A 26,047-nucleotide genomic window follows, 5' to 3' on the forward strand; every position below is an offset into this window, starting at 1 on the left:
GGATGCCGCGATCGATACCTACAATCGCACGGCATACGTCATGAAGCGCGCGCCTTACATGAACGCCTGGGCCGCATATGTAAGCGGAAAAACCTGAACAAAACGTAAACCTGAGTTTAATGACGTCCTGTTAATCATGTCTCATAAAAATAAAAAGAGGACATAAATGACAGACAGAATATTAAGACAAAAAGACGTTCAGGATATTACCAGGCTCAGCCGCTCGACAATTTACAGACAGGTCAATGCGGGCACATTTCCGGCCCCAGTCAAATTGACCGACCGCCTCATAGGATGGCACGGCAGTACCATCTCGGAATGGTTGGCCGCCCGCCCGGAAGCCTGACCAAAGGCAGATCATCTGCAAAGCCCCTCCCGGCGCTCAGCGCGCCGGGAGGGGCTTGGATTTTCATGCGATTTGCAGAGCCACGTTCAGCCCGGCAGACTTGCCTCCAACCCTCCCTTGTCCGGATAGGGCAGATGGAGCTTGAGATCGAAGCGGCCACTGCGGATTACCGCGGAATCGACAGCGTCCACGTAATTTGTGGCGCCAAGCAGGATCAATCCTTCGACGTCCTTGGCCTTGTTGATTTGCTCAAGCAACCCATTCACGACACCGCGCATGTAGGTCGCGTTGAATTCTCGCGCGTCTCTTTGCGAGACGCTATCCAACTCGTCGATGAAGAGCACCGCAGGAGCGGCCTCTTTTGCCTCTGCGAAGGCCCTGTCCAGCGCAGCAAGCATATCGCCTTGATGCCCGTGCTTCTGACAGTCAGAATATGATGTGGCAAGGATCGGGATAAGGTCGGATTGTCGTGTCTCCGCAGGGGTGGGTGCAGGTGAGGAGCAATGCAATACGCCCCGGCGCTGTGCCGGGGCTGATCTGCTGACAGGTTATGCGAGGGTCGTGTCGCGAAGCCGGACCTTTTACCCGGGCCCGTTCTTTGTGCCTCAGGTCGCCGTCGCGCGGAGCGTCCAGGCAGCTCTTTCGTGGAACGCGGCGCGTTCGGTGGCAAGATCAGCGGTCACCGGATCACCCGCGGCCTCGGCGGTCAGGACAAGCGCGCGCATCCGTTGCGCGAGCGTTTCATGGTCCTCCTGTAGATCGCGCACCATGTCTTTAGCGCTCAGGCTGACGTCCGGATTCTGTCCGCCCTGGCCCGCGGTCAAACCGGCGAGGCTGACCAGAGCAGGCTTGCACAGAGCGCGGATACGCTCGGCCAGCATATCCGCGGCGGCGAACATGTCGGAATACTGCGCCTCGATCATTTCGTGGATCGAGAAGAACAACGGACCGGTCACGTTCCAATGATAGGTGTGGGATTTCAGGACGAGCCGGTAGGTGTCGGTCAGAACCTCGGCCAAGGCTTCGGCCACCGACGGAACGTCGAGCACATCGGTCTTGGCGATCCGGCTTTTCGAGGCTTTTTGCAAAGTGGTCGTCATTTTAGTCTCCTATATTTCGAGTGGTCTTAAGGTGTTGGCAGATTGCGCAGCCGTCGGATCGCGCCGCGCGATGACATTGGGCATGCCGGTGCCAAGCGGGCGGCCGATCAGCACGTCGCAATCCGCATCGCGCAACAGCCGCCGCATGACGCTTCCGATGAAAACACCCGTGAGCAGGCCGGACCGGTTGGGGCCAAGCGCGATCAGGTCGACATCGGGCGCGTGGGTTGCGCGGGCAAGCTCTTTCGCCGCATCGCCACGCAGCACCTGCCACGTCGCGCGCGGCCGCAACCCGGCGGCCAGCGATCCCACTCGCGCTTCGGCATCCTGCACAAGCATGTCGTGATGCGTTGTCAGATCGCTCCGCGCCAGTCCGACGCGCAACATCGCCTGTTTGAGCTGTGGCGCAAGCGCGACGGCCTGAACCATATGCACCTTGGCGTCCGGCAGCAAAGCCGAGACAAGGGACAGCGCCGGGGGTGCAGTTTCAGGACCATCAACCGCCAGAAGCACACGGTCGTAGGGTTTGTCGATAGTCGGTCTGACAATCAATACTGGCGCGTGGACTGCGGCCACCACATTCTCGGTGGTCGAGCCAAGCAGCTTCCTTACGATCCAAGGCTGGTGGTGCGCCCGCATGACGACAAGCATCGGCTTGAGATCGTTGCATATCTCGACCAGCCGCTCGGCCGGGTTGCCGGTCTCGACACGTATCTCGACCCCGACCGGATCGATACCGTGCTGATGTAGCGCCGCTTCGATCCGGTCATGGGCGGCAAATTCCGCCTGACCGCGCGAGGTGCTGATCCGGGCCGCAGAGGCCGCGTGATCCGGCAGATCAATGACATGTACGATGGTCAGCGCCACGCTGTGACGGGTCGCGACCTTGATACCGCGCAACAGGACAGCGTCATCTTCCGGGAACCGGTCTATCGCCGCAAAGATGCGAATGGGTTTCATGGTGTGTCCTCCTCCTATCAATCGGGGATAGCGGGCCAAAGCATGGCGCCGGCCGCCGCGTAGGTGGCGACCACAGGTGCCGTTGCGGCGATGGCCCCGGCCATGACCATCCGCTCAATGTCGTAGCCGAATGCGGGGTGGCGAACGGGTGCGAACCGAACCGGCAGTGCAGGCGGCAAGTGCCCTCCGCCATCATCCTCCCAGTGGGCAATGCATTCGGCGCTCGGTGCCTTAGCTATCGGCTCCACGGCGGGGACATGTTCGGGAGGGAACAGGTCGGGAAACAATTCGTCGAAGTCGGCGTTGCAAATCATCATCTCACGGGTCCTTTCTCAGAAACAGAACTGAACGCAGTCGTGCCGTGCCGCCGAAACCCGGCAACACGGGAACATCATGCGCGAGGGTCACGTCATGGGACGATACGCGCGGTCGCTACCATTTGCGGGCGTCGTCCGTAGCGATGACGGGAACCATGCTCATTTCTTTATCGTCAAAACCATCGACGATACTGTGGATCTCGCCGCGGGAGATCCCGATATCGCGCAGGGTTGCGTCGTCCAGTGAGTGAAAAGCAGCGATCATCTTTTTCCGCTGCCAGCTCCGATAAGCGGCCCGCAACCATTTGCGAATGCCGCCGCCGTCCTTTGAGCAGTTGTGAGATGCCCGTGCGCCCGGATGCGAAGATGCGAGGTAGTTACGCTGTGCCAGATAAGGATGCATGTCGTTCTCCATGTCGAGACTGTTGAAACCACGACAAACGCGCCCCATCAGCCGGACAGCCTGCGGGAGTCCGCAAAGGGTGAACGGGCGACGCAAACGCCTTTGTCTTTAGGTGTGATCAAGGGAAGATCGAATGAAGCCCCGTGGCGTAGGCCGACAAATCAGCCAGCCCCGCCCGGGGTTACCGGCGGTTCAGCAGATTTCCTGCGAAAAGCAGGAACCTCGTATGGAGCATGATCATCGACATGGCACATAGATGGCCTGTCCGGGTTTGGCTTTCAAGCCTGTGGGCAGAGCTGCGACTTTATGGCCAGAAAGCGCCTGGGTCGCGCTCTGACCCTGCAATAAATGGTTATGAGATTGACGCAGACGCATCGGGTGCCTATCTTACAGGCATGATGGTACACGCAGATCATTTCCGATTTCTTCTGCTGAACCGCCCGCTTCCCCGGGCGGTATAGGCGCGTGCGCGCCTCCTGAACCTCCCGGGGTCTCCTCACATTCCTGAATTCAACAAGCGGCGACAATGTCGCCCGAGGAGAGATCATGGCCGGACTCCACGCCCCCTGTTCGTCTGACACCAACAACCAATTCCATATCGGTACGCAACCGCGCATTGGAATGGCATTGCCCGCCACCGATTACCAGCAGCTTCAGCGTCATCTGGAAGAATGCGAGAAATCCAAACACCCAGCCTGGAGCCTGCTGACCTATGTGCTGCGCGACAAGATCATGATGACCGACCCGTTAAGCAACTTCTACGCCTGCGATCAGGTGATCGGAGGCTCATGCGTGACTTATTCAGTGGACCGAGGGCCGGAACAGACTGGCCTTATGGCCCATCGCGCCAGATCGGCGTCCGGTATCAATGTGATCCCGGTGGCCTCGCTGCTTGGTGCCACGCTGATTGGCATGACGGTCGGGCACCGGGCCCCGCTGTTGCTCGAAAACGGGTCGATCAAGTCGTTGAGGGTCCTTGCCGTTTCGCAGCCGATTTGACCCCGAACCAAAGCATGAACGTAGTCGGCAGTATGCAAACCCCGCGCCTTACGTCCGTTTTTCAAGAAGGAAACCGAAAATGATCACCGAAATGACCAAAAGTACACCCAGACGCAGGCCGCGTGCCCCGAAAATTGTCATCAATGCCGATGATCTGGCGCATATCGAAGCGCTGGCCGAGGGGGCAATCGAGCGCAATCCCGCGCTGGCCGACCGCTTGATGGATGAGATCGGGCGCGCCCGGATCGTCAAACCCGCCAGAATGCCGTCGAACGTCGTAGCAATCGGCAGCACAGTGACCTACCGAGATGAAACCACCGGTGCCGAGCGGACAGTGACGCTGACCTATCCCGAGGACGCCGACATCGCGCAGCAACGCGTTTCGCTTGTAACACCGATCGGTGTCGCGCTTCTGGGTTTGGCCGAAGGCGCCGTCTTTCATTGGGATACGCGCGCGGGTCAGCGCAAGACACTGTCGGTGATCCGGGTGGAAGCGCCCAGTTCAGGCGATTGATAATGAAACAAAGCAATCGATAATGAAGACCTGCGCCGAGCGGCACCAATGCGAACCGGCCCAGCATAGCCTGCATCAATGGTATCAATTGGTGCGGGCGCTATCGTTCTTTGACGTGACTGTACTAAGTCAATTTGGAAGCCCATATGAATATCAAAAGACACATGCGTCGCCTTTTCCTCCCCGCCGTGGCGCTATCTGTCAGCATCAGTCTTGCTTGGTATCAAGCTGAACTTCCCGAATATTTAGCGGATAATGACGGCTTTTCGCTGCTGCTGACGGCTGCCATCTACTTGACGACCGCATGGGTGGCGAGCCGCATGGTGGCAATGATTCTGGATCAGTTGGGCGGGAAGCGGCGCTATCCTCGTTTGCTGAGTGACCTGATTACGGCAATTCTGTTTCTGGCGGCCTTTGTGGCGATCGCGTCGCTGTACACGGGCCAGGGTGCATTTGGTGCTTTGGCGGGGTCTACGATCATTCTTGCGCTATTGGGTTTCGCGATCCGCAATGTTGTCGCGGATACGTTGTCCGGTATCGCGCTTGCCATAGAGGCGCCGTTCCGGATCGGTGACTGGATTGACATCGATACACTGGCACAGGGCAAGGCCATCGAGATCGGCTGGCGTACGACACGGTTGCTCACGGTCGATGGCACCTACATGATCTTGCCCAACAGTCAGATCTCGCGCCAGCGCATAACGAACTTTTCCGCACCCAAACGAGACTTTCGCGCGCAGCTTAACATCACGCTCGACCATGTTCTCGCGATTGGAAATGCGCGGAAGATCATGTTGGAGGCCTTGCGACAGGGTAAGACGATCCAGCAGGATCCGGCACCCGATATCCGCGTGCGGTCCTATGAAGAAGGCGGCATCAGCTACACGGTGCGATACTGGGTGCCTCGGTTCGAGCGTGCCGTGGATTGCCGCGATGAAGTCTACAGCCTGATCGACGACGCACTCCGCCGCGCCGGAAGCATCGCCCCATACCGCAGAATACAGCTGGTCAGCGCTGTAACGGACCCGGAGGAAGATGCCGCCGCAGTGCCGCTGGCGCAGCCCGGTCTTTCGCTCGACTGATCGATGTCCACCGCGCGCGCGTCGATCGACGATCCCGCAGACTGCTGGAGCCATAGCCATGACACGAAAACCATATCTCGCCGCGATCGGCCAACTTCCACAGGCCATCGCGGTTCTGATACCCGCCACATAGGCCGCAGACGCGTTTCGCGCGCAGATGCAGGTGGCGCGTGTTCTCGGTCTGCCCGGAGATGGCGCGAAACGAGAGGATGTCACGCCGTTCTCGGATCAGACCACCCTGGCAGCGCGTGACCGGATCGGACTGGCAATTGGCAAATTGGGTGCAGGCCCTTCGCAGATGGTCGTTCGGATCGGTTTAGAATTGCATGCCACCACTATGATAATTTTCTGCGACACCTTGTCGTCGGAGCTGATCATGACGCGCACCCATCAGAAGGCAAAACTCAATGAAAGGCTCCGTGCGTCCGCTTTCGTGTTGTTGTCTATATTGATATTGCAGGCGCGGCGAATGTCCGCAATGCCAGCCCTTTTGCCGCAGGTGACGCCTATATCACTCACGGCCCGGACCGGACTTTGGCCAGATCATCTATCGCTGCTATGCAGCTTTCGCATTGCTGCCATTCGTCCCCCGCCGGTTTGATGTGTATCAAGGCAAATGAGCGAAATGGATGGAGAGAATACTGCTTTGACAACGTGGTACCTGATGATGCGCCGCCATCACATGTCATCTGCGAGCCAGTTGGAAACAGATTTCTGAAAACCTGTCGATGCCCGATCTCGGGCGCGGAAATGAGAAGGAAATACAATGCGTACCATCAAGCTGGCCTTCTGGGGCGGCCTGGCCTTACTGACCGTGACGTGGATCGCTGTCGACCCAGGCGTCTTTCGCGCGGTGGGCCTTTGGGAATGGCGCGGGTTCATGCGGCAGTACACCGGCATCATCGCCATAGGGTGCATGAGCGTTGCAATGATGCTGGCGCTGCGGCCCCTTCGACCCGAGCGTTGGCTGGGCGGGCTGGACAAGTCCTATCGGCTGCACAAATGGCTGGGGATCGGGGCATTGGTGGTATCCGTTACGCACTGGCTCTGGATAAAGGCGCCGAAATGGGCGGTGGGCTGGGGGGTGATAACCCGTCCCGAACGCGGCGCCAAAGCGCCCATCGAAAACCCGATCGAAGCTTTTTTTCATGACTATAGGCACGCAGCCGAGGCCGTTGGTGAATGGGCATTCTACGCGGCTGTCGCGCTGATCGTGATCGCGCTGCTGTCGCGTATCCCTTATCATTGGTTCCGTAAATCACACCGTCTGTTGCCGCTGGCCTATCTGGCGCTGGTGTTCCACACAATCATCCTGACCAAATTCGACTATTGGCTGACGCCACTCGGCGCCGTGCTGGCGTTTTTTCTGGCCGGTGGGACGTGGGCGGCCTTGGTATCGCTTGTGGGGTGCATCGGTGCGTCAAGACGTGTGCAGGGCACCATTGCCAAGCTACACCGGTATCCCGGCGTGCAAGCCTTGGAAGGCGTGATCGATATGGCGCCTGGCTGGCCCGGCCACAAACCCGGCCAATTCGCCTTTGCCATGTCAAACAAGTCCGAGGGCGCGCATCCCTATACCATAGCCTCTGCCTGGAGGCCCGAGGAGCCGCGCATCACCTTCATCACCAAGGCGCTTGGCGATCATACCTCGCGCCTGGCCGATCTGTTGCACGAAGGCCAAAGCGTGCAAATCGAAGGCCCCTATGGCTGTTTCACCTTCGAGGACGACTGTCGAAGGCAAATCTGGATAGGCGGTGGCATTGGCATCACGCCCTTCATCGCCAAGATGAAGCACCTTGCCCAAACGGAAGAGGCGCGCACCGAAAAGACCATCGATTTGTTTCACTCAACTGCGGAGGTGGATGAAGACGCCCTCGAAATGCTGACCCAGACGGCAGCCGACGCCAATGTGCGCCTGCATCTCGTAATTACTTCGAGAGATGGCCGCTTGACCGGAGAACGCATTCGCGACGCGGTGCCGGGTTGGCAAGAAGCAAGCATGTGGTTCTGCGGTCCGGCAGGTTTCGGCACGACGCTGAAAAAGGATTTCGCGGCACAGGGCTGGCCCGTCAAAGAGCGGTTCCATCAAGAACTGTTCCAGATGCGCTGACAATTCGACGGCCTGTCTTGCCTGCTTGGGCTGTAAGCGCGATCAGGTGACCGAAAGTTCCCCAATCGAGAGATAGCTTTTGTAAAGAGCGGATGTTGATGTACCGCGCAACGAACGACAGCAAACTGTCCCTCATGTCGAGGGCAGAAGCTACGTGACCGGCCCATTCTGGTCATTGTGCATGGTGCTCGTATGCTGCGATTGCAGCCCGTATTGCTGCCGTTCGCTGCAAACTCGAAATCAGGGCCTGATCGAACTCGCAGACGAGACAAAACGGAGTGCTTCCGAAAACCGAACCACCTCTCGATGCAGGGTAGCGGCCTGATTGGGCCCGAAGGCTGTTACGGGCAGCACAAAGAACCTCCGGATTCAAAGAAAGCAAAGAAGGCTTGGGACTCAGTCGCGGGCGAAACGGGCATTCTTTATCCAAAACCTGAGCCCAGATTGCTGGAGCGCTGTTTGACTTCGCATCGACCGCCTTTCGAATCAAGCTGATTGAACGCCCGGATTATTGCGAGCAACTGAATGCTATTGCAAGTTTGGTTATCTTTATGCAAAGTAACTTTGCGAAAGGAGGTTGATGGCTAACCGTCCTACAAGCTGGAAACTGGAAATTTGTCCCATACTCAAACAGTTTTGGTGAAATCAACAGACACGAGTGTCATTCAAGCCGCGTCTACTGCGTTAAGTGAACTTGACGGATACCGGCTGATTTATTGCGAGGATGATAAATCCGCGTCAAGCCGGTTGGATGAGTTAAAAATTGATCTCATCTTCTACGATCTCGATCCCAAGAACTTTGGGCCGGACAATGCGCTTACTCAGTCCCGGCTCTCTCATGCCGCCTGTTCTCGTATCGTTGTGTGCAGCAATGCGGAGATGGCCGATGGGGCGCGGGTCTGTGAGGATACTGCATCCTACCTCTATTTGATCAAACCACTTGCGGAAAAGCAAATTCGGATGGCGGTTAAGCGAGCGCTGGAACATGCTGAATTGTCGCGTCGACATCGGCTCCTGAGTCGAGAGTTAAAGCTGTCCCTGGATGAGGACATGTTTGGCAAAACCGAAAGCGGGTCGGTTCAAGGCGGTGTGTCTCGGTTTGAGCGATTGGTATATGCCAGTTCAAAGATGGCAGAAGTTGTTGCCGAAGCAAAGGTTGCCGCCACAACGGACATGCCCGTGCTAATTCGTGGCGCGACGGGTACAGGCAAAGAGCTTTTGGCGCGCGCCATTCACTTCAATTCAAACCGCGCAAACTCACCAATGCACAGTCAGAACTGCGGTGGCGTGTCTGATGATGCGCTTTATTCCGAGCTGTTTGGGCATGTCCGTGGAGGATTCCCTGGCGCGATTGCTGACAGACTTGGATTGTTTCGTGCGGCGGATGGCGGAACTGTGTTTCTTGATGAAGTCTCAGAAGTGTCCCCCCAGTTTCAGGTCGCGCTGCTGCGGTTCTTGCAAGAGGGCGAAGTAAAGCCGCTTGGGTCCGACAAAACCCTGAATAGCGATGTCCGCATCATTGCCGCGTCCAATCGTTCGATTGAAGAAATGGTTGAGAAGGGGCAATTCAGGCGTGATCTCTATTATCGTCTCAAGGGTTTCCAACTTGAACTTCCGGCGCTGAAGGACCGAAAGGAAGATATACCTGTCCTGACAAATTTCTTCGTGGAAAAATATGCTGGGGTCGTTGGCCGACGCGTTCTTGGTGTCACAACCGAAGTGCTTAACAAGCTCGAAAACTTTCCGTTCCCTGGCAATGTGCGTGAACTGGAGACCGAAGTTCAGCGACTGGTCGCCGTTGCAGAGCAAGGAGGGTATATTGCGTTGCGTCACCTGTCGGAGAAGATTTCCAATGCGCCTACTCCGAACGATGAAAGCACTGATTTCATGCCGTCAGGGGCGACCTTGAAGGAAAAGGTTGAGAGCCTGGAACAAGCGATTTTGACCCAATCGTTGACGGCATGCCATTGGAACCAGAGTAAGGTTGCTGACGAACTGGGGATATCGCGCGTTGGGCTGGCAAATAAGATCAAGCGGTATGGGTTGCGCAAGGGGTAGAAAATGACTGATCATGAGAGAGACGCCAAACTGGTCAAATTTCCTTTCTCAAAATCAGGGCTTTCAAAAAACTCATCCAAACCGCGAAATTTGGGGTTGGCCAAGCTTTCACGTGAGGCAAACACACATGGCACGGGTGCCAAGGGTCATTGGTGCAAAACCTGCAAAGGCATTTGGTACACCTACTTTTTCGAAGTTGAATGCCCCGTGTGCAGTCGCCGTGGATAATGCGGTTTGGCGCAAACTTAGTTTGCAGTTGAGCATGAAACTATGTTTACAGTTTGCACATTGTTTCAGGAAAACTGACGCACAGCTCCCAGACTTGATTTGAAATAATGTGGCGCACGGATCACCCTAAGTGAGACAGCGCAGGCATCAAGCATGTGCCTATTGTCGTGCAAATTCAGCGCGGTGCGACGTTCAAGACACTTAGGGAGGAAACGAAAATGGCTAATCTTTTGTGGCTTCAAGGGGGCGCGTGTTCTGGCAACACAATGTCTTTCCTGAACGCCGAAGAACCTAGCGCCTGCGATCTGGTTACGGATTTCGGAATCAATGTCCTGTGGCAACCGTCTCTCGGGTTGGAGCTAGGGGACCAAGTAAAGGAAATTGTCGAAAAGTGCATTTCTGGCGAGATCAAGCTCGACATATTCGTGTTCGAGGGAACGGTGATCAACGCACCCAACGGAACTGGCGAATGGAACCGGTTCTGTGGTCGCCCGATGAAAGATTGGGTCAAAGAGCTTTGCGAAGTGGCCGATTTCGTCGTCGCGATTGGTGATTGCGCCACGTACGGTGGCATACCGGCGACCGCACCAAACCCATCCGAGAGTGTGGGTCTACAGTTCTTGAAGCGAGACAAGGGCGGCGCACTTGGTGAAGGCTTTACCGCTAAGTCTGGTCTTCCTGTTATCAACATTCCTGGCTGCCCGGCGCACCCGGATTGGGTTACCCAGATTCTAGTTGCTGTCGCGACAGGCAGGGCGGGTGATCTGACGCTTGATGAATTCCACCGTCCAAAGACGTTCTTCTCTTCTTTCACTCAAACGGGTTGCACGCGAAACATGCACTTTGCCTACAAGGTGTCCACGACCGCATTTGGTCAACGCAAGGGCTGCCTGTTCTATGATCTCGGGTGCCGAGGGCCTATGACGCATAGCCCATGTAACCGGATTTTGTGGAACCGTCATTCTTCGAAAACGCGGGCGGGTATGCCGTGCCTTGGTTGTACGGAACCAGAATTTCCGTTTTTCGATCTCGCGCCCGGAACAGTCTTTAAAACGCAAACCGTTATGGGCGTTCCCAAGGACATGCCCGAAGGCGTGGATAAGAAGGGTTACATCAAGCTCACAGCTGCTGCCAAGGGCGCGGCTCCTGCATGGGCCGAAGAAGATATTTTCGTAGTTTAACTGCGATTTGGGAGGAATAACTATGTCTGCAACAGTGGAAACACTCGACATTTCGCCAGTTGGCCGTGTCGAGGGCGATCTGGATGTCCGGGTCGATATCGAAAATGGCGTTGTTACCAACGCTTGGACGCACGCGGAAATGTTCCGTGGCTTTGAAGTGATCCTAAAAGACAAGGACCCTCAGGCGGGGTTGGTTGTAACGCCGCGTGCCTGCGGCATTTGTGGAGCTTCGCATCTTACTTGTGCTGCTTGGGCGCTGGATACGGCTTGGGGGACGACCGTCCCGCGCAACGCTATCTTGGCCAGAAACCTGGGTCAGATCGTTGAATCACTGCAATCCTTGCCGCGTCATCATTACGGTTTGTGGATGATTGACTATACCAACGAGAACTACGCGATGAGCCCGTTCTATGAAGAAGCGGTAAAGCGGTATTCGCCATTCACCGGGACATCTTACGAGGCCGGCGTGACGATTTCGGGCCGACCCGTTGAAATCTACGCGCTTCTAGGGGGGCAATGGCCGCACTCGTCCTTTATGGTTCCGGGTGGCGTGATGTGTTCGCCAACCTTGACCGATATCACCCGAGCGTGGTCGATCCTTGAGCATTTCCGTCAGAACTGGATCGAAAGCCTGTGGTTGGGTTGTTCGATGGAGCGGTATGAGGAAATTCAAACGCTTGAGCAGTTTGAAGCCTGGCTTGATGAGAAGCCTGAACACGCCAATTCAGACTTGGGTCTTTTCTGGCGTATGTCCAAAGACATCGGCTTGGATAAGTATGGCAAAGGTCATGGTAAGTTCACGACTTGGGGTTACCTGCCGCATGAAGACAAATACCAGAACCCTACAATCGATGGTCGTGCTGACGCGGTTATCATGAAGTCGGGGGTATATGATGGTGCCACGGATACGTTCGGCCCGATGAATCAGTCATTCGTACGCGAAGATACGCAGCATGCCTGGTACGATGAGAGCGGTGCAGTTCATCCGTTTGATCGCACAACTAATCCGACAGCGAAAAACACAGTTGACTTTGAAGGCAAGTATTCTTGGTCAACAGCGGTTTCGCATGCTGACGAGGGGCGCCTTGAAGCCGGCCCGTTGGCGCGTCGCTTGATTGCCGGCAACGATACAGGCCATGATTTCCAGCACAAAGATGGGTTGGTTTTGGACATGTATCGCAAGATGGGTGGAGCCTCCACAATGCTGCGCCACTTCGCCCGTATGCACGAATTGTGCATTCTTTATCGTGAAGCCGAACGCAATCTACGCGAGTTCAAGTTGAACGACGAATGGTACATCAAGCCGACCGAAAGAGACGGCCAAGGATGGGGCGCAACAGAAGCAATTCGCGGCGCTCTGTGCCACTGGATTGATGTAAAGGATGGCAAAATTGCCAACTATCAGATCATCGCTCCGACGACATGGAATGTCGGGCCGCGCACGTCCGATGGTGTCAGGGGCCCGATTGAAGAAGCTCTAATAGGAACTCCGATCAAGAACAGCGCCGACCCGGTTGAAGTGGGGCACGTATGTCGTTCCTATGATAGTTGCCTTGTGTGTACGGTGCATGCACATGATGGAAAAACCGGTGAAGAACTTGCCCGCTTTCGAACCGCGTGACGTCAATTTTGGCCAGCGAGAGCAAATTTTGCTGGCCATTTGACCTGCGACAGGGGAGGGAGGCCTATGTCTGATCATATAAATAAAGAACTGAGCGAAGCGGAGCGGCAAGCTTACCTGGACAAGTTTGGTGTGACTCCCGCAGATGCGAGCCATGACATTCTCCTGCAGATGATCGAAGATCAATTTGCAAATGGCCTGAAAACTCAAGTGGAACCGTTCCCGGAAACCGACCGGGAATTTGGCGCCCTTCTTGATGAGTTACGCCCTTTAAATGCAGATCAGCTGCGCGAGAAACTGGATATCTCAGGCTGGTTGCTTGAACCATATGGTGAAGACCAAATGCGATGTCAGGAGTGTATGTATTATCTGGTTCACAAACGGTGGTGCGACCTGCCGGAACTAGATCTCCCGGCAGAACCTCAATGGTGGTGCCGTCTTTGGCGGATCTGAAGGAGGCACTATGGATACGGAGACCACACGTGCAGACATAGCAATGTTACTCAGCTCAGGGCTTAAGACCGAGGCATGGCCACGGGCCGAAACAAGTGCAGATGTCAACAAAATCGTAGGCCGTTTGCAAGTCGAGGCTGCGGACGATCTTGAGAAAAAGCTCATTGTTGCCGGTTTCACGGACTACACCGTCGAGGCCGATGAGATTGAACAACCCTGTGAAACCTGCATGTATTATCAAGTCCATGCCAAATTCTGCGAGTTGCCGGAGCTAATGCTGCCGGTCGAGCCAGAATGGTCTTGCCGCTTGTGGCGCATCTGATGGTGCCGGATGTTGTCGTTATTGGATGTGGCAACCCAAACCGAAGCGATGATGGCGTCGGGCCTCATGTCGTCGCGCGGCTGCACGAAAACGGTTTGCCCGATCATACGAGGGTCTTTGATGGCGGAACTGACGGAATGTCTGTCATGTATCGCGCACGGGGGGCGACGCATCTTATCATCGTAGATGCCCGTATGCCTGAGGGCACACCGGGCGCGATATTCGAGGTCCCGGGCGAAGTCCTTGAGGCGCCACCAAAGCAGAGCCTGAACCTTCATGATTTTCGGTGGGATCACGCTTTGTATGCGGGCCGGCGTATCTACGGCGATGACTTTCCCAAATCGGTCTCTGTTTTTCTGATCGAGGCCGCCAGTCTGAAGCTCGGGCTGGAAATGAGCGCTGAGGTGGTTCTTGCGGCGGAAAACGTGGAGGGCCGCGTCAGGGAAATGATTGCGAAATGGTGTGCTCGGTGAGTGATGGAATTTCCATTCGTGACGGCAAGATCTATTTGCCGCACGCACTTGTTGACACATATTTCAGGAATATCGACGCCGTCATCGTGCTTATTCAGCAAGGTGAACTCATGGTGATGCCGGTTCACCAGGCCACCTCGGGGGGTAGCCTATTGAAGGTCAGGAATGCCGCCGGAGATCGAGTGGTTCAGGCGCGCGATGTTTTTCAGGATCAAGACATGCTGGGATACAAGGTCGGGAACCTTCCAGTCATGTGGCAATCAGAAAAGGGCGCGTTATGCGCCCAGCTTGACTGAATTTCAAAAATCAAAATAGCAAACTTAGTTTACAATAAACTAAGTAAGTTGACAACTCACTGATTCGCTGCTTCAATCTTTCCAAACAAGAAATCGAGGCATTTCGATTCTATCGGGAGGGTTTTCATGACATCTGTCAGTCGTGCGCAGCAGCAGGTGCAGGCCGCCATGAAGGCGGTCGAAACGGCCGCCGCTACCGAATCTGAAAAAGCAGAAATGCTGATGGAGATTGCAATGGGTCTTCAGCAAAAGCCCGAGCGGGTTGAGGACATCTTTGCTGCGGTTGACCTTTACAGACTTGCCATGGATCTGGCCCCAAAGGGCGAGGTGCTCGGTGTTGCGCGAATTCGCGCGCGGATGGCAACGGCTTTGATGGCTGTTCCCACCGAAGATGCAACACACCTCAAGGAGGCAAAATCGGAAATTGAAATTGCATTGGCGACGTTGACGGCCGAAGGGTCGGATGCCGAGATTGCAGAAGCTGAGATGAACCTTGGCCTCATTTGCCAGACACTGGCCGGCATGCACATGCTGCCGATTCAACCAGCAATAAGTGCCTATCAGCGTTCACTGCGGACATTTGATAAGGTGAACTATCCCAAGGAATTCTCGATTTTACAAAGCAATCTGGCGACGGCATTTCTGTCGATCCCATTCACGGATCAATCAGGAAAGATGCGCGAAGCCTTAGCGGTTCAGGCATTCGAAGAAGCGCTAACCGTCGTCAATTTGATCGACCACCCAAATGAATATGCGATGTTGCAAAACAACTTAGGCAATGCGCTCCAGTACGTGTCCTCCTCTCACCGGATTGAGAACGGTTTCCGATCCCTCGAAGCATACGATGAGGCGCTGAAAGTTCGGACTGTGCAGGACATGCCGGAGGAATATGCCAACACGATCGCGAACAAGGCCAACTGCCTGTCGAACTTGCCGGATGATCCGAGCAACCCGGACGGTGGCAATTTTGGCAACCTCGCCGAAGCTGTCCGGCTGCTTGAGGAAGCCAAAACAATCTTTGTCAGTAGGGGCGTGGTCGACAAGGCTGCGGCCGTCAAAGAAGCAATTGACGAGTTATCAGCGGCACTTGGGCCGTCAACAATCTTGGAACGGAGTGGTCTGCAATGAAATATGGAGCAATCGAATGATAGTCACATTAATCTTGGGTCTTATAGCGGGGCTATTGGCGTCCATCGTCGGAGGCGCTCTCTCAGGGTTACGTATAGGTAAGGACGCATTGGGCGCGGAGCTGGCCGTTTACATGGGTGGTCTCTACGGAATCCTGACTGGCAGCCTGGCCGTCGTTGTTACCTTAATCATCTTACTTCTGACTTAGGGGGGGGGGCGATATGCTTGGAATGGCAATGAATTCTGCAAAACTGTTTTTTGCGGGCAAACTTTTCAAAGATAATAAGACTGTCATCCGGCAGATACTGCTTGGCGCAACCTTGGGCATTATTGTTGGCGTCGCTGTCGGTATGTTTGCCCCAATCTGGGTTGGCGCGATTGCCGCCGGAGCGGTGAGCGGTCTTGCACAGCCGTTCCTGTTCAAAGACCTGAAATACGCATAAGAGATGCCGGACGCGTCAAATCATACCAATGACACCCCGTCACTCGATCAATTGATCGGAGATCTCAATGCGCTTGAGATGCTGGCGGATGGTTGGGACGAGGCGGCGCGTAACGGTGCCCATGCGCGTGCTGAAGCCGTTGATGCGCTCAATAAGGAAGCGTTTCGACGCCTGATCAGGGCGCTAAAAGACTTGCCAGAGTTTAGCTCTGCACTGCGAGCCGCTGCACAAGATGAGGTGGTCTATGCAGTTCTGCGTCGCCATGGAATTCTTAAAGCCTCGCTCTACGAGCGGGTCGAGGCGGCCCTCGAGACTGTACGTCCGAGCCTTGCAAGCCATGGCGGAGATGCCGAAGTCGCGTCTGTTGAAGGAAATCGGGCGGAAATCCGGTTTCTAGGGGCCTGTGACGGATGCCCTGCATCGCAACTCACGTTCTACGCAGGTGTAAAGAAGGCGATCCAGGAACAGGTTCCAGAAATCACCGAAGTAAAACAGGCCAAAGGGTTGGGTGGTGGCGGGGCCGACGGTGTCCAATTCACATCACCCTTCGCGAATTACGGCGTTAACGAGTGGTCTGTTGCAATGCGCCTCGATGATCTTGCTGACGGGGAAACACGCATCGTTGATGTTGACGACAATTCGGTCATCATCACGCGGTTTGCAGAGAAAGTGAGTTGTTTCAAAAACGCCTGTGCGCATATGGGGCTTGAAATGACACAAGGCGAAATCGCCGAAGCTATCATCACTTGTCCTCACCACGGTTTTAAGTACGCGCTTGAAAGTGGCGAATGCCTAACCGCGCCAGAAGTTCAACTGCACCCGCATGCGGTGCGGGTGAAGGGGCCGAATATAGAAGTCAGGATAGTGACATGAAGGTTTCCCTCTCAAAGTCATTCAGCCCTGTAAAGGCACAAGGCACCAATACATCGGGCGCGCCAATGCTTAGACCGGAAGGCGCGCGCGTCATTCTTGGAAGTGATGGTGGTGCGCTGGTACAATCAATTACGCCCTCGGCTCATTTGATGTTTGGCCCGCGCGGAGTGTGTTTGCACCCGGACGGATCGCTGTGGGTCGCAGATACGGGTCATCACCGTATCTTAGGCTGGAAAAGCGTGCCGACCGAAGATGATACGCCTGCTGATATTCTGCTCGGGCAACCTGAATTTGGTCGTGAAGGCCGGAATGCGAAAGGCCCTGTCGGGGCAAATACGTTGAATGTACCAACCGGTATTACGGCCTTCCGCGGTGGATTGGCAGTAGCAGATCCTTGGAACCATCGCGTTTTGATCTGGCGAGACACACCAACCGGGCCGGATCACCACGCTGATATCATTTTGGGGCAACCGGATGCGCAAAGTTCGCTTGCGAATGTCGGGTTGTCATATGCTGCGGCCGATACGATGCATTGGCCGTACGGGGTCTCGTCAGATGGCAACAGGCTAATCGTTTGCGATACCGGCAACCGGCGCGTTCTGGTCTGGGATGATCCTCAGTCAACCGGGCAGCCTGCTGATCTTGTGCTCGGGCAAAAGGACTTTGTTTGTCGCGATGAAAATGGCGGCGGCGCGGTCTCGGGCTTTTCGATGCGTTGGCCGCATATGGCGGTTGCGTTGCGTGGTGGCCTTGCTGTTGCAGACGCCGGAAACAACCGCGTGATGATTTGGGATAAATTCCCCGAGAGCAACGGCGCTGCGCCAAACTCGATACTGGGGCAGGCTGATGAAAATGCGTGTGACCACAATATGGCGTCCTATTATCCAACATCCCAAGCGATGAACATGCCCTATGCGCTTGCGACACATGAAGCACGCCTGATTGTCGCTGATACGGCAAATTCGCGCATATTGGGCTTCGAAGACTTGTCGATGACCGCGCATGCGGATCGGTTGACGGCACAGCCGGATTTTGCGGCTAAAGGTGACAATCGTTGGGGAATAGCAGAACGCGATACAGTGTGCTGGCCCTATGGTTTGTCGGCGCTTGGATCAACGGTCGCGGTTGCGGATAGCGGCAACAATCGCATTTTGATTTGGGAGGTGGCGGATTGATGGGAGCGCGCCTCACAGTTTCAGGACAGGTGCAAGGCGTCGGATTTCGCCCGACTGTTTGGCGCATTGCACATGAAATGGGATTGACTGGCGATGTAAAAAACACCGGCGAGGGTGTTGTCATTCGTTTGTGGGGAGAAGGTGTTGAAAGCTTTGCAGATCGGCTAAACGACGCGCTGCCACCACTGGCGCGCATTGAACGGGTGAGTATTGAACACCTACAAGAACCCGCGCCAGACGAATTCAGTATAACAAATTCGCAAGAAGGTGAGATGCGCGGCAATGTCACGCCCGATGCGGCGACCTGTGCTGATTGTTTGGCGGAAATTCGCAGCCCCTTTGAGCGCAGATATCGTTATCCCTTTGCGAACTGTACAAACTGCGGCCCCCGATTTTCTATCGTAAAGTCGGCGCCCTATGACCGCGCAAAAACGACGATGGCGCCGTTTGATTTATGTGAGCCATGCGCGGAAGAATACACGGAACCCACTGATCGCCGCTTTCATGCGCAACCTGTGGCTTGCGGCCGATGTGGACCCAATATTTGGATTGAAAAACTCGGAAACGGAACAGTAAACCTCGAAGCGTTTTCGATGTTGGATGATGTCGATGCCACAGGTGGCATGATCCTTAATGGCCACATCGTTGCGATACGGGGTCTTGGCGGTGTGCATCTTGCATGTGACGCAACCAACGCAGAAGCTGTGAAGGAATTGCGGCGGCGCAAGTTGCGCGACGGAAAAGCTTTCGCATTGATGGCACGTGACTTGGATGTTGTGCGGCAATATTGCGAAGTCTCGGAAGCGGAAGCAAAAGTGTTGTCGAGCCCGCAAGCTCCAATTGTTCTGTTGAAAAAGCGGGCCAATATTCTGCCAGATGAGATTGCGCCGGGCTTGGATCGACTTGGTGTAATGCTGCCATACACGCCGTTCTATCATCTGATTTTGCGCCGCATTGGGCGCCCTGTCATCATGACGAGCGGTAATCCCTCGGGGCAGCCACAATGTACTGGCAATCAGGAAGCACGAGACCGTCTTGCGAGTATCGCTGACTTCGGGTGCTTTCATAATCGCGATATCGCGAACCGTATTGATGACAGTGTCGTGCGTGTTGATCTGGATCGGGAACGTGTTTTTCGACGGGCAAGGGGGTATGCGCCACAGCCGCTTACGCTTCCCGAAGGGTTTTCGCAGACCTTAGAACTCCTAGCTCTGGGCGCAGAACAAAAGAACACTTTTTGCTTGATCAAGAATGGCCGTGCAATTGTGTCCCAGCACATGGGCGATCTGGAAGATGCATCAACGCATGCCGATGTCGCGCGAAACCTGGAGCTTTACCAGAACCTGTTTGATCATAACCCCAGCTTGCTCGCAGTGGATCAGCATCCTCAATATTTATCGACCCAACGCGGTTATGAAATGGCCGGTGACCGCCCGGTGATCGAGATTCAACATCACCACGCGCATATCGCATCCTGCCTTGCGGAAAACGGGCGGCCATTGGCGGCAGACCCGGTGCTTGGAATCGCTCTTGATGGTACAGGATTGGGTGACGACGGCACGATCTGGGGTGGCGAATTCCTGGTCTGTGATTATTCCGGATATCGTCGTGTTGGATGTTTGAAACCTGTGGCACTGCCCGGCGGCGCTGCTGCGGTCAAAGCGCCGTGGCGAAACCTCTACGCGCATCTTATGGCCCAAATGGGTTGGGGCGAGCTTTCGATGAATTTCTCTGACCTTGAGATTTTCAAACGCCTGATGGATTTGCCGAGAGATACTTTGGATGCGATGATTTCCACAGGGACGAATGCACCTTTGGCATCATCATGCGGCCGATTGTTTGATGCAGCCGCTGCGCTTGTTGGCCTCGCTTGGGGCAACCAGAACTATGAAGGCGAAGCCGCAATTTTGTTTGAAGCGGCCTTGGACCACGATGCCCTAAATGAACCTGTTGATCTGGCTTACCCGTTCTCGATTCCGTTAATGGATGGCGATGGCATCCCATACATTGAGCCGCTTGCGGTGTGGCGCGCAATGCTTGGCGATTTGATTCTGGATACGCCGATTGGCGTTATGTCGGCGCGGTTCCACCGGGGTCTGGCCAATGCCATCGTCGCGATGGCACTGAGACTGACCAAAGATACGACGATTGACACCGTCGCGCTGTCGGGCGGCTGCTTTCAGAACGCAACACTCTTTCAATTGGTTCACCACGCGTTGGAAGAAGAAGGCCTAACGGTGCTTAGCCACAGCCAATACCCCGCAAATGATGGCGGTATTTCACTCGGGCAAGCTGTGATTGCTCTCGCGAACACACAAGAGGAGGACGAAATATGTGCTTAGGGATTCCCGGAAAAATAGTCGAAATTTCGGATGCGACACGAAAGCTGGCGATGGTCGATATTTCCGGCGTCAAGCGAGAGGTCAACATTGCCTGCATCGTCGGTGACGAGCCACTTGAGAACCTGATCGGGACTTGGTCGCTCATTCATGTCGGTTTCGCCATGAGCAGGATTGACGAAAAGGAAGCAGCGCTAACGCTGGATGTCCTACGCCAGCTCGGCGAAGCCCAGGAGGAAATTGAAGCGATGCGGGCCAGTGCCGCGATGTTGGAGAAAACATCATGAACTATGCTGATGAATTTCGCGATCCCGTCAAAGCCAAAGGGGTTCTTGGTGCCATTGCCCGAGTTGTTGATGAACTGGGCGCGACGAAAGAAAACCCAATCCATATTATGGAAATCTGTGGTGGTCATACCCACGCAATTTTCCGGTATGGGTTGGATAAACTCACTCCTCCGGGGTTGGAATTCATTCATGGGCCGGGGTGCCCGGTGTGCGTGCTCCCGATGAGCCGAGTCGATGAATGTGTTGAAATTGCGGAAAATCCGAATGTCATATTTACCACGTTTGGCGATGCCATGCGTGTACCCGGCACGAAAAAGTCTTTGATGCAGGCTAAGGCCGATGGTGCGGATATCCGTATGGTTTATTCGCCGCTTGATGCCTTGGAACTTGCCCGTCGCAATCCGGATCGCGAGGTCGTCTTTTTTGGTCTGGGGTTTGAAACAACGACACCGTCGACTGCTTTGTCGATCCTTCAAGCGGATGCGGATGGGCTGACCAATTTTACCATTTTCTGCAATCACATTACGGTTCCACCGCCCATCAAGGCGCTGCTTGATGATCCACATATGGTATTGGACGGATTTGTGGGGCCGGGGCATGTCTCGATGGTAATTGGCATCAAACCCTACGAATTCATCGCGCGAGATTATGGTAAACCGATTGTCGTTGCCGGATTTGAGCCTTTGGATCTGCTGCAATCGGTCTTGATGGTTCTCGAACAAATTCGCGATGGTCGTGCAGAAGTCGAGAATCAATATTCCCGAATTGTTCCAGACGACGGAAACCCGGTCTCAATCGCCGCCTGTGAAGAGGTGTACGAGCCACGCCCGACTTTTGAATGGCGCGGTTTGGGTGAAATCGATGCGAGCGGTTTGCGCATTCGTGACCGCTACAAGGCATTCGATGCAGAGGTTAAATTTGATATCGGATATGGGCGCAACACTGTCTTCACCGCTGAACAAGAAGGCTGTGCGTGCGGTGATGTCATGACGGGTCGCATTAAACCCCATGCTTGCCCGCAATTTGGAAAAGGCTGCACGCCAGAGATGCCGTTGGGTGCCTTGATGGTTAGCTCCGAAGGGGCCTGCTCGGCCTACTACCAATATGGTGGTCTTGAGTTGGAGTCGGTCGAATGAACCAAGTTGCCCGCCAGCCGCGACGCGTTGTCGCCGACAAAATAACGCTGGCGCATGGCGGTGGCGGCAAAGCAATGCGTGACCTGATCGAGGACGTGTTTACCTCGGTATTCTGTCCGCCGGGAATGGAGGATCAGGCGCGTCTGATGGATGCGGCTATCACGGTTCCTGGCGCGAGGCTCGCATTTACGACTGACAGTTTCGTGGTATCTCCGATGGAATTTCCTGGTGGAGACATCGGTAAGATCGCGGTGTGCGGGACAGTGAACGATCTGGCCGTTGGTGGCGCTATGCCGCTTTGGTTATCTGCAGCGTTCATTATCGAGGAAGGTGTTGATATTGCGACGCTCCGTAGGATCGCCGCATCGATGCAAAAAGCGGCAAAAGAAGCGGGTGTGTCGATCGTGACGGGCGATACCAAAGTTGTCGGAAAAGGATCCGGTGATGGTGTCTTTATCACGACATCCGGTGTTGGCGTCATAGCGCCCGACCGCAATCTTTTAGCCCAGACTGTTCAACCGGGGGATGTGGCGATTGTAAATGGTGTCTTGGGTGACCATGGGGCGGCCATCCTCGCCGCCCGAGGAGACATGGCGTTAGACACCGAAATTCCATCAGATTGCCAACCGCTCAACCAGTTGATGGAGGCCGTTCTCGCCGCGGCTCCAGACACAAGGGTGGCAAGGGACGCCACGCGAGGAGGATTGGCGTCGGCGCTCAATGAAATTGCAGATGCGGCGGGTGTCGGGATCGAGATTGGCGAAGAATTGCTACCGCTTCGCATTGAGGTGAAAGGCGTCTGCGAAATTCTCGGGCTGGATCCTTTGTATCTGGCGAACGAAGGAACGTTGGTCGTCTTCGTGCCGGAGGACCAAGCCAATGCTGCGCTGGCTGCGATGCAAACGTGTGAGGCCGGGCGCGATGCAGTCATCATCGGAAAGGCAACAAAGCAACATCCAAGAACCGTAGTTATGAAAACGGTTTTTGGCGGGTTGCGTATCGTCGACATGCTTGTCGGAGAACAATTACCGAGGATTTGTTAATATGCACTTTCTAGAAACGCTGCCATTCCTGAACGATTCAACTGCCTACGGCTTTTTGCTGCTTGGCCTCTTGGTTGGGTTCATTCACGCTTTCGAAGCCGACCACATGGCGGCCATTCTGACCCTTTCCAACAATAACAAGAAACGGTTGTTCCTGCGCGGGGCTGCATGGGGGCTAGGGCATACCGCGACATTGCTGATACTGTCGGTGGCCATTATCGTGTTCAGCGTTGTGCTAACATCAGAGGCGGCGGCGGCGCTGGAATTTGTTGTCGGTGTCATGCTTATCTTTTTGGGCTTGCAGGTCATTTACCGGTTCCGCAAAGAACGACTGCATTTTCATGTGCATCAGCATGCCGGAAGCACACCCCATATGCATGTCCACAGCCACGCAACCGATGTGGCCGACCATTCGCAAAGCACCCACGAGCATAAACACGCCTCGCGCCCTCCGCTCAAAGCCTTCGCCGTTGGTTTGGTGCACGGGGCGGCAGGGTCGGCAGGTGTTATCGTTCTTGCGGTTTCAAAAACCGGCGATCCGTGGGTTGCGGTTGGTTATGTGGCGTTGATCGGTCTTGGGTCCGCACTTGGCATGGCCATACTTTCGGTCATTGTTGGATGGCCGATCATCAATGCCCCAAAAATCGCCAAAGGCTTGCATACGGTTGTGCAGGTTTCCATCGCAGCAATTGCGGTTGCGATAGGCACGGGAATTTTGCTTGAAACTGGTCCAATGGCTTGGGGGCTTTTCTAATGCACGAACTGGGCTTGGCCCGCAGCATTGCTGGAATAGCGCAGGAAAATGCCAAGGGTCGGCCCCTTAAGGAAGTGCGCGTCGCCATCGGGCCCTTAGCCTGCGTGGAACGCGGCGCATTGGAATTCTGTTGGGGTCTTGTCACTGAAAGCACCGGAATTGCTGGTGTAGGGCTGAGGTTCTTAGATGCAGACGGCGATACGTTCGTTGTACGGGAATTAGAATTTATGGAGGAAGCATAATGTGTGGAACATGTGGTTGCGCTGATCCGGCGAACGAAGTTTCGATGACCAACCCGGAAACTGGTGTAAAAACTCTGCTAAAGAATGGCGTCGACCATGGGCACGGTCATAAACATGACCACGATCATGATGACCACCACCACGAAGGGGACGACGTCCCGCATATGCATGGCCCTGGCGGTGAAATAATCTCACTTGAAGCGGCAGTTTTGGGAAAGAACGACAAAATAGCAGCACAAAACAGAGGTTGGTTTCAAGGGCGTGGCGTTATCGCTTTGAATATCGTGTCGTCTCCGGGGGCGGGCAAGACAACTCTTCTGGAATCCACAATTCGCCAGATGAAGGACGAAGTTGAGATCACTGTCGTTGAGGGTGACCAGATGACAGCGAACGACGCGGAACGCATTCAACAGGCTGGTGCGCGGGCTCTGCAGATCAACACCGGCGCGGGATGTCATCTTGAGGCAGACATGATCGCGGCTGCGGCCAGATCGCTGGACCCACAGCCCGGTTCGATAATGATGATAGAAAACGTCGGTAACCTCGTCTGTCCTGCAATGTTTGACCTTGGCGAAAAAATGAAGATCGCGGTGATCTCAACCACCGAAGGTGAAGACAAGCCGATAAAATACCCGCATATGTTCCGGGCAGTAGAATGGGTCGTCATCAACAAGATGGACCTTGCTCCGCATGTTGATTTTGATGAAGAAACATGCCGCAAAAACATCCTTCAGGTTAACCCCGGCGCAAAAATTCTCTGCCTATCCGCACGAACTGGTGAAGGGATGGATGAATGGTGTGCAGCTCTAGGAGCATTGCAGGCCTGATGAGGTCTGAAGCAGTGGCCTGCGCGGTTGGCCTTAAGGCAGAATTCAGGCCGAGCTATCACTTGCAAGGGTAAATCGTACGGCACGAGCCCGACCATGTTGCCAAAAAACCTTGAGAGATAGGAACAACTGTTCGTGACTACCAACAATAGGATCGTCCTTTCAAACGACCACGCTGCCATTCAACTGAGGCAATCCATTGGCACTCATGTTGCAGCACTCGGCTGGGAAGTAGTCGATATAGGCCCGACAACGCAGGAAAGCACAAATTATCCTAAGCATAGTGAAGCAGCGGCTCAGCGAGTCGCCACCGGTGATTGTCGACTCGGCATCATCCTTTGTGGCACTGGCCAAGGCATCATGATGGCCGCAAACAAGGTAAAAGGCATCCGCTGTGGTGTGTGCAGCGACACATTTTCGGCCCGCATGATCCGCCAACACAACGATGCCAATATGATTTCGCTAGGTGTACGTGTGGTCGGTGAAGGGTTGGCTCTTGATATCGTGGATGCATACTTAACTACGAATTTCGAGGGTGGCCGGCATGCGACACGGGTCGGGATGATCGAAGCGCTGGAAGGGTAGCGGCGCTTCTGCGGCCGCAATAACCGGTAAAAGAAACCCGTGTAGTTCATGCTTAAACCAGAGAACGATTCGCAGCCAAAATAGCGGCACCTGAGGCAGGGTCGTTGAACAGTGCTTTCGCAAGCGGGGCAGGCAATACGCGTTTTCGGATGCCCATCCATGCACTGTTCTTAGTCCCATTTCCGACCGCTGAGATCTTGAGTGGTGCCGGTGCACCGCTTGAATGCAGGGCCAAGTAACCTTGATGTTCGACACGAACAAGGCTTTCAAGAATACCTTGTATGAACGTTTCATCGTGATGCGGGCGTGGATCAAAGCGAGGCCTTAAATCGGGATCACAAACAGGAAAGCGTTCGCCGGACGTGACGAGTGGGACGTAGCCCAGATCCAATTTTTTCGTGGGAACGATTTTCTTATACGTCCCTTACCCCAAAACCCGAAATTTTTCGTGCGTGACGACCCTGAAGTTGTCTAACACTTGGCTTCGGAAGGTTTTCCACTCATAGAGGTGGTCCTGCTTTTTCGACCAGTTTGCAGCCTTGTTAAGATGGATCAGGGTTTCACTTCAGGCTGCTAATCTCATTGGTTCTGTTTTGTTGGCGTATACCTCATCGGGGGTCAATAACCCGTGCGTCGAATGGGGGCGCTCAGAGTTGTAGTAGGTCAGCCATTTACCGATGCCCGCCCGCATTTCTGAGCCGGTCTCAAAAGCGTTGAGGTAGACGCATTCATATTTCAGTGACCGCCACAGC

The 26,047-nt window shown here is 55.0% G+C and carries 30 protein-coding genes; 24 read left to right on the plus strand and 6 right to left on the minus strand.

Going from position 1 to position 26,047, the window contains the following annotated elements:
• Positions 1-166: 166 nt before the first annotated feature.
• Positions 167-346, plus strand: a complete 180-nt coding sequence (locus BMZ91_RS18900) for a helix-turn-helix transcriptional regulator (protein ID WP_092842134.1) — start codon at positions 167-169, stop codon at positions 344-346.
• 86 nt (positions 347-432) lie between these two features.
• Here BMZ91_RS18900 and BMZ91_RS18905 read toward each other — a convergent pair whose 3' ends face one another.
• The 5 genes from BMZ91_RS18905 to BMZ91_RS18925 form a co-directional block, all read right to left on the minus strand.
• Positions 433-855, minus strand: a complete 423-nt coding sequence (locus tag BMZ91_RS18905; RefSeq protein ID WP_092842136.1) for an AAA family ATPase — start codon at positions 853-855, stop codon at positions 433-435.
• Between the two features lie 96 nt (positions 856-951).
• Complete coding sequence (locus BMZ91_RS18910) at positions 952-1,446, minus strand: Dps family protein (protein WP_092842138.1); 495 nt, start codon at positions 1,444-1,446, stop codon at positions 952-954.
• A gap of 9 nt (positions 1,447-1,455) precedes the next feature.
• Complete coding sequence (locus BMZ91_RS18915; RefSeq protein ID WP_092842141.1) at positions 1,456-2,406, minus strand: universal stress protein; 951 nt, start codon at positions 2,404-2,406, stop codon at positions 1,456-1,458.
• 17 nt (positions 2,407-2,423) lie between these two features.
• Complete coding sequence (locus BMZ91_RS18920; protein ID WP_092842143.1) at positions 2,424-2,723, minus strand: hypothetical protein; 300 nt, start codon at positions 2,721-2,723, stop codon at positions 2,424-2,426.
• Between the two features lie 115 nt (positions 2,724-2,838).
• Positions 2,839-3,138 carry a DUF1127 domain-containing protein gene (locus tag BMZ91_RS18925; protein WP_177193920.1) on the minus strand — a complete coding sequence of 100 codons (300 nt, stop codon included), beginning with the start codon at positions 3,136-3,138 and terminating at the stop codon, positions 2,839-2,841.
• A gap of 534 nt (positions 3,139-3,672) precedes the next feature.
• On the opposite strand from BMZ91_RS18925, the gene BMZ91_RS18935 reads away from it, so the two are divergent.
• The 23 genes from BMZ91_RS18935 (at position 3,673) to rpiB (ending at position 25,295) form a co-directional block, all read left to right on the plus strand.
• The gene (locus BMZ91_RS18935; RefSeq protein ID WP_143076400.1) at positions 3,673-4,125 is read left to right on the plus strand and encodes a hypothetical protein; all 453 of its coding nucleotides are present in this window, start codon (positions 3,673-3,675) and stop codon (positions 4,123-4,125) included.
• A 79-nt stretch (positions 4,126-4,204) separates the two neighbouring features.
• Complete coding sequence (gene rnk / locus BMZ91_RS18940) at positions 4,205-4,639, plus strand: nucleoside diphosphate kinase regulator (protein WP_177193921.1); 435 nt, start codon at positions 4,205-4,207, stop codon at positions 4,637-4,639.
• Between the two features lie 146 nt (positions 4,640-4,785).
• Positions 4,786-5,721 (plus strand): mechanosensitive ion channel family protein, encoded by a 936-nt coding sequence (locus BMZ91_RS18945; protein WP_092842151.1) that lies wholly within the window; start codon positions 4,786-4,788, stop codon positions 5,719-5,721.
• Positions 5,722-6,487: 766 nt separating this feature from the next.
• A complete protein-coding gene (locus BMZ91_RS18955) occupies positions 6,488-7,831 on the plus strand; it encodes a ferredoxin reductase family protein (RefSeq protein ID WP_092842155.1) in 1,344 nt (447 codons plus the stop codon).
• Positions 7,832-8,470: 639 nt separating this feature from the next.
• The gene (locus tag BMZ91_RS18960) at positions 8,471-9,889 is read left to right on the plus strand and encodes a sigma-54 dependent transcriptional regulator (RefSeq protein ID WP_218145690.1); all 1,419 of its coding nucleotides are present in this window, start codon (positions 8,471-8,473) and stop codon (positions 9,887-9,889) included.
• A gap of 446 nt (positions 9,890-10,335) precedes the next feature.
• A complete protein-coding gene (locus tag BMZ91_RS18965) occupies positions 10,336-11,298 on the plus strand; it encodes an NADH-quinone oxidoreductase subunit B family protein (RefSeq protein WP_092842189.1) in 963 nt (320 codons plus the stop codon).
• A gap of 22 nt (positions 11,299-11,320) precedes the next feature.
• Positions 11,321-12,919, plus strand: a complete 1,599-nt coding sequence (locus tag BMZ91_RS18970) for a nickel-dependent hydrogenase large subunit (protein ID WP_092842158.1) — start codon at positions 11,321-11,323, stop codon at positions 12,917-12,919.
• 66 nt (positions 12,920-12,985) lie between these two features.
• Complete coding sequence (locus tag BMZ91_RS18975; RefSeq protein ID WP_218145691.1) at positions 12,986-13,372, plus strand: hypothetical protein; 387 nt, start codon at positions 12,986-12,988, stop codon at positions 13,370-13,372.
• Positions 13,373-13,382: 10 nt separating this feature from the next.
• Entirely contained in the window at positions 13,383-13,694 is a 312-nt protein-coding gene (locus BMZ91_RS18980) for a hypothetical protein (RefSeq protein WP_092842160.1), read from the plus strand.
• Positions 13,694-14,167 (plus strand): hydrogenase maturation protease, encoded by a 474-nt coding sequence (locus BMZ91_RS18985; protein WP_092842191.1) that lies wholly within the window; start codon positions 13,694-13,696, stop codon positions 14,165-14,167. Before BMZ91_RS18980 ends, BMZ91_RS18985 begins: the two co-directional genes overlap by 1 nt.
• Positions 14,164-14,463 carry a hypothetical protein gene (locus BMZ91_RS18990; protein WP_092842195.1) on the plus strand — a complete coding sequence of 100 codons (300 nt, stop codon included), beginning with the start codon at positions 14,164-14,166 and terminating at the stop codon, positions 14,461-14,463. The genes BMZ91_RS18985 and BMZ91_RS18990 overlap by 4 nt, the downstream gene beginning before the upstream one ends.
• Before the next feature lie 126 nt (positions 14,464-14,589).
• Positions 14,590-15,591 (plus strand): hypothetical protein, encoded by a 1,002-nt coding sequence (locus BMZ91_RS18995; RefSeq protein WP_092842162.1) that lies wholly within the window; start codon positions 14,590-14,592, stop codon positions 15,589-15,591.
• A gap of 221 nt (positions 15,592-15,812) precedes the next feature.
• Positions 15,813-16,034, plus strand: coding sequence for a hypothetical protein (locus BMZ91_RS19005; protein WP_092842166.1), 222 nt, complete (start codon positions 15,813-15,815; stop codon positions 16,032-16,034).
• 3 nt (positions 16,035-16,037) lie between these two features.
• A complete protein-coding gene (locus BMZ91_RS19010) occupies positions 16,038-16,907 on the plus strand; it encodes a NifU family protein (protein ID WP_092842168.1) in 870 nt (289 codons plus the stop codon).
• Entirely contained in the window at positions 16,904-18,082 is a 1,179-nt protein-coding gene (locus tag BMZ91_RS19015) for an NHL repeat-containing protein (RefSeq protein WP_092842170.1), read from the plus strand. Before BMZ91_RS19010 ends, BMZ91_RS19015 begins: the two co-directional genes overlap by 4 nt.
• Positions 18,082-20,424 carry a carbamoyltransferase HypF gene (hypF, locus tag BMZ91_RS19020; protein ID WP_218145693.1) on the plus strand — a complete coding sequence of 781 codons (2,343 nt, stop codon included), beginning with the start codon at positions 18,082-18,084 and terminating at the stop codon, positions 20,422-20,424. Before BMZ91_RS19015 ends, hypF begins: the two co-directional genes overlap by 1 nt.
• Positions 20,415-20,708 (plus strand): HypC/HybG/HupF family hydrogenase formation chaperone, encoded by a 294-nt coding sequence (locus BMZ91_RS19025; RefSeq protein WP_092842173.1) that lies wholly within the window; start codon positions 20,415-20,417, stop codon positions 20,706-20,708. Before hypF ends, BMZ91_RS19025 begins: the two co-directional genes overlap by 10 nt.
• Positions 20,705-21,844 (plus strand): hydrogenase formation protein HypD, encoded by a 1,140-nt coding sequence (hypD, locus tag BMZ91_RS19030; RefSeq protein WP_092842176.1) that lies wholly within the window; start codon positions 20,705-20,707, stop codon positions 21,842-21,844. The genes BMZ91_RS19025 and hypD overlap by 4 nt, the downstream gene beginning before the upstream one ends.
• Positions 21,841-22,887 carry a hydrogenase expression/formation protein HypE gene (hypE, locus tag BMZ91_RS19035; protein WP_092842178.1) on the plus strand — a complete coding sequence of 349 codons (1,047 nt, stop codon included), beginning with the start codon at positions 21,841-21,843 and terminating at the stop codon, positions 22,885-22,887. Before hypD ends, hypE begins: the two co-directional genes overlap by 4 nt.
• A complete protein-coding gene (locus BMZ91_RS19040) occupies positions 22,856-23,641 on the plus strand; it encodes a sulfite exporter TauE/SafE family protein (protein WP_218145694.1) in 786 nt (261 codons plus the stop codon). Before hypE ends, BMZ91_RS19040 begins: the two co-directional genes overlap by 32 nt.
• Positions 23,641-23,883 (plus strand): hydrogenase maturation nickel metallochaperone HypA, encoded by a 243-nt coding sequence (locus tag BMZ91_RS22120; RefSeq protein WP_092842182.1) that lies wholly within the window; start codon positions 23,641-23,643, stop codon positions 23,881-23,883. Before BMZ91_RS19040 ends, BMZ91_RS22120 begins: the two co-directional genes overlap by 1 nt.
• Before the next feature lie 44 nt (positions 23,884-23,927).
• Positions 23,928-24,710, plus strand: coding sequence for a hydrogenase nickel incorporation protein HypB (gene hypB / locus BMZ91_RS19050; RefSeq protein ID WP_218145695.1), 783 nt, complete (start codon positions 23,928-23,930; stop codon positions 24,708-24,710).
• Between the two features lie 135 nt (positions 24,711-24,845).
• Positions 24,846-25,295 (plus strand): ribose 5-phosphate isomerase B, encoded by a 450-nt coding sequence (rpiB, locus tag BMZ91_RS19055; RefSeq protein ID WP_092842185.1) that lies wholly within the window; start codon positions 24,846-24,848, stop codon positions 25,293-25,295.
• A 565-nt stretch (positions 25,296-25,860) separates the two neighbouring features.
• Here rpiB and BMZ91_RS19060 read toward each other — a convergent pair.
• A partial coding sequence (locus BMZ91_RS19060; RefSeq protein ID WP_143076401.1) for an integrase core domain-containing protein occupies positions 25,861-26,047 on the minus strand: 187 nt, incomplete at its 5' end.

Source organism: Roseovarius lutimaris (assembly GCF_900115165.1).
GTDB classification, from domain to species: Bacteria; Pseudomonadota; Alphaproteobacteria; order Rhodobacterales; family Rhodobacteraceae; genus Roseovarius; species Roseovarius lutimaris.

Excerpts from the sequence above, each read along its gene's own strand:
- hypE (WP_092842178.1), top strand. The coding sequence starts at position 21,841 with ATGAACCAAGTTGCCCGCCAGCCGCGACGCGTTGTCGCCGACAAAATA.
- BMZ91_RS18995 (WP_092842162.1), top strand. The coding sequence starts at position 14,590 with ATGACATCTGTCAGTCGTGCGCAGCAGCAGGTGCAGGCCGCCATGAAG.
- hypB (WP_218145695.1), top strand. The coding sequence starts at position 23,928 with ATGACCAACCCGGAAACTGGTGTAAAAACTCTGCTAAAGAATGGCGTC.
- BMZ91_RS18900 (WP_092842134.1), top strand. The coding sequence starts at position 167 with ATGACAGACAGAATATTAAGACAAAAAGACGTTCAGGATATTACCAGG.
- hypF (WP_218145693.1), top strand. The coding sequence starts at position 18,082 with ATGGGAGCGCGCCTCACAGTTTCAGGACAGGTGCAAGGCGTCGGATTT.
- BMZ91_RS18975 (WP_218145691.1), top strand. The coding sequence starts at position 12,986 with ATGTCTGATCATATAAATAAAGAACTGAGCGAAGCGGAGCGGCAAGCT.
- BMZ91_RS18920 (WP_092842143.1), bottom strand. The coding sequence starts at position 2,723 with ATGATGATTTGCAACGCCGACTTCGACGAATTGTTTCCCGACCTGTTC.
- BMZ91_RS19005 (WP_092842166.1), top strand. The coding sequence starts at position 15,813 with ATGCTTGGAATGGCAATGAATTCTGCAAAACTGTTTTTTGCGGGCAAA.
- BMZ91_RS18915 (WP_092842141.1), bottom strand. The coding sequence starts at position 2,406 with ATGAAACCCATTCGCATCTTTGCGGCGATAGACCGGTTCCCGGAAGAT.
- BMZ91_RS18970 (WP_092842158.1), top strand. The coding sequence starts at position 11,321 with ATGTCTGCAACAGTGGAAACACTCGACATTTCGCCAGTTGGCCGTGTC.
- BMZ91_RS18980 (WP_092842160.1), top strand. The coding sequence starts at position 13,383 with ATGGATACGGAGACCACACGTGCAGACATAGCAATGTTACTCAGCTCA.
- BMZ91_RS18910 (WP_092842138.1), bottom strand. The coding sequence starts at position 1,446 with ATGACGACCACTTTGCAAAAAGCCTCGAAAAGCCGGATCGCCAAGACC.
- BMZ91_RS18985 (WP_092842191.1), top strand. The coding sequence starts at position 13,694 with ATGGTGCCGGATGTTGTCGTTATTGGATGTGGCAACCCAAACCGAAGC.
- BMZ91_RS19015 (WP_092842170.1), top strand. The coding sequence starts at position 16,904 with ATGAAGGTTTCCCTCTCAAAGTCATTCAGCCCTGTAAAGGCACAAGGC.
- hypD (WP_092842176.1), top strand. The coding sequence starts at position 20,705 with ATGAACTATGCTGATGAATTTCGCGATCCCGTCAAAGCCAAAGGGGTT.
- BMZ91_RS18925 (WP_177193920.1), bottom strand. The coding sequence starts at position 3,138 with ATGGAGAACGACATGCATCCTTATCTGGCACAGCGTAACTACCTCGCA.
- BMZ91_RS18965 (WP_092842189.1), top strand. The coding sequence starts at position 10,336 with ATGGCTAATCTTTTGTGGCTTCAAGGGGGCGCGTGTTCTGGCAACACA.
- rnk (WP_177193921.1), top strand. The coding sequence starts at position 4,205 with ATGATCACCGAAATGACCAAAAGTACACCCAGACGCAGGCCGCGTGCC.
- BMZ91_RS19025 (WP_092842173.1), top strand. The coding sequence starts at position 20,415 with ATGTGCTTAGGGATTCCCGGAAAAATAGTCGAAATTTCGGATGCGACA.
- BMZ91_RS18935 (WP_143076400.1), top strand. The coding sequence starts at position 3,673 with ATGGCCGGACTCCACGCCCCCTGTTCGTCTGACACCAACAACCAATTC.
- BMZ91_RS18955 (WP_092842155.1), top strand. The coding sequence starts at position 6,488 with ATGCGTACCATCAAGCTGGCCTTCTGGGGCGGCCTGGCCTTACTGACC.
- BMZ91_RS19010 (WP_092842168.1), top strand. The coding sequence starts at position 16,038 with ATGCCGGACGCGTCAAATCATACCAATGACACCCCGTCACTCGATCAA.
- BMZ91_RS18945 (WP_092842151.1), top strand. The coding sequence starts at position 4,786 with ATGAATATCAAAAGACACATGCGTCGCCTTTTCCTCCCCGCCGTGGCG.
- BMZ91_RS22120 (WP_092842182.1), top strand. The coding sequence starts at position 23,641 with ATGCACGAACTGGGCTTGGCCCGCAGCATTGCTGGAATAGCGCAGGAA.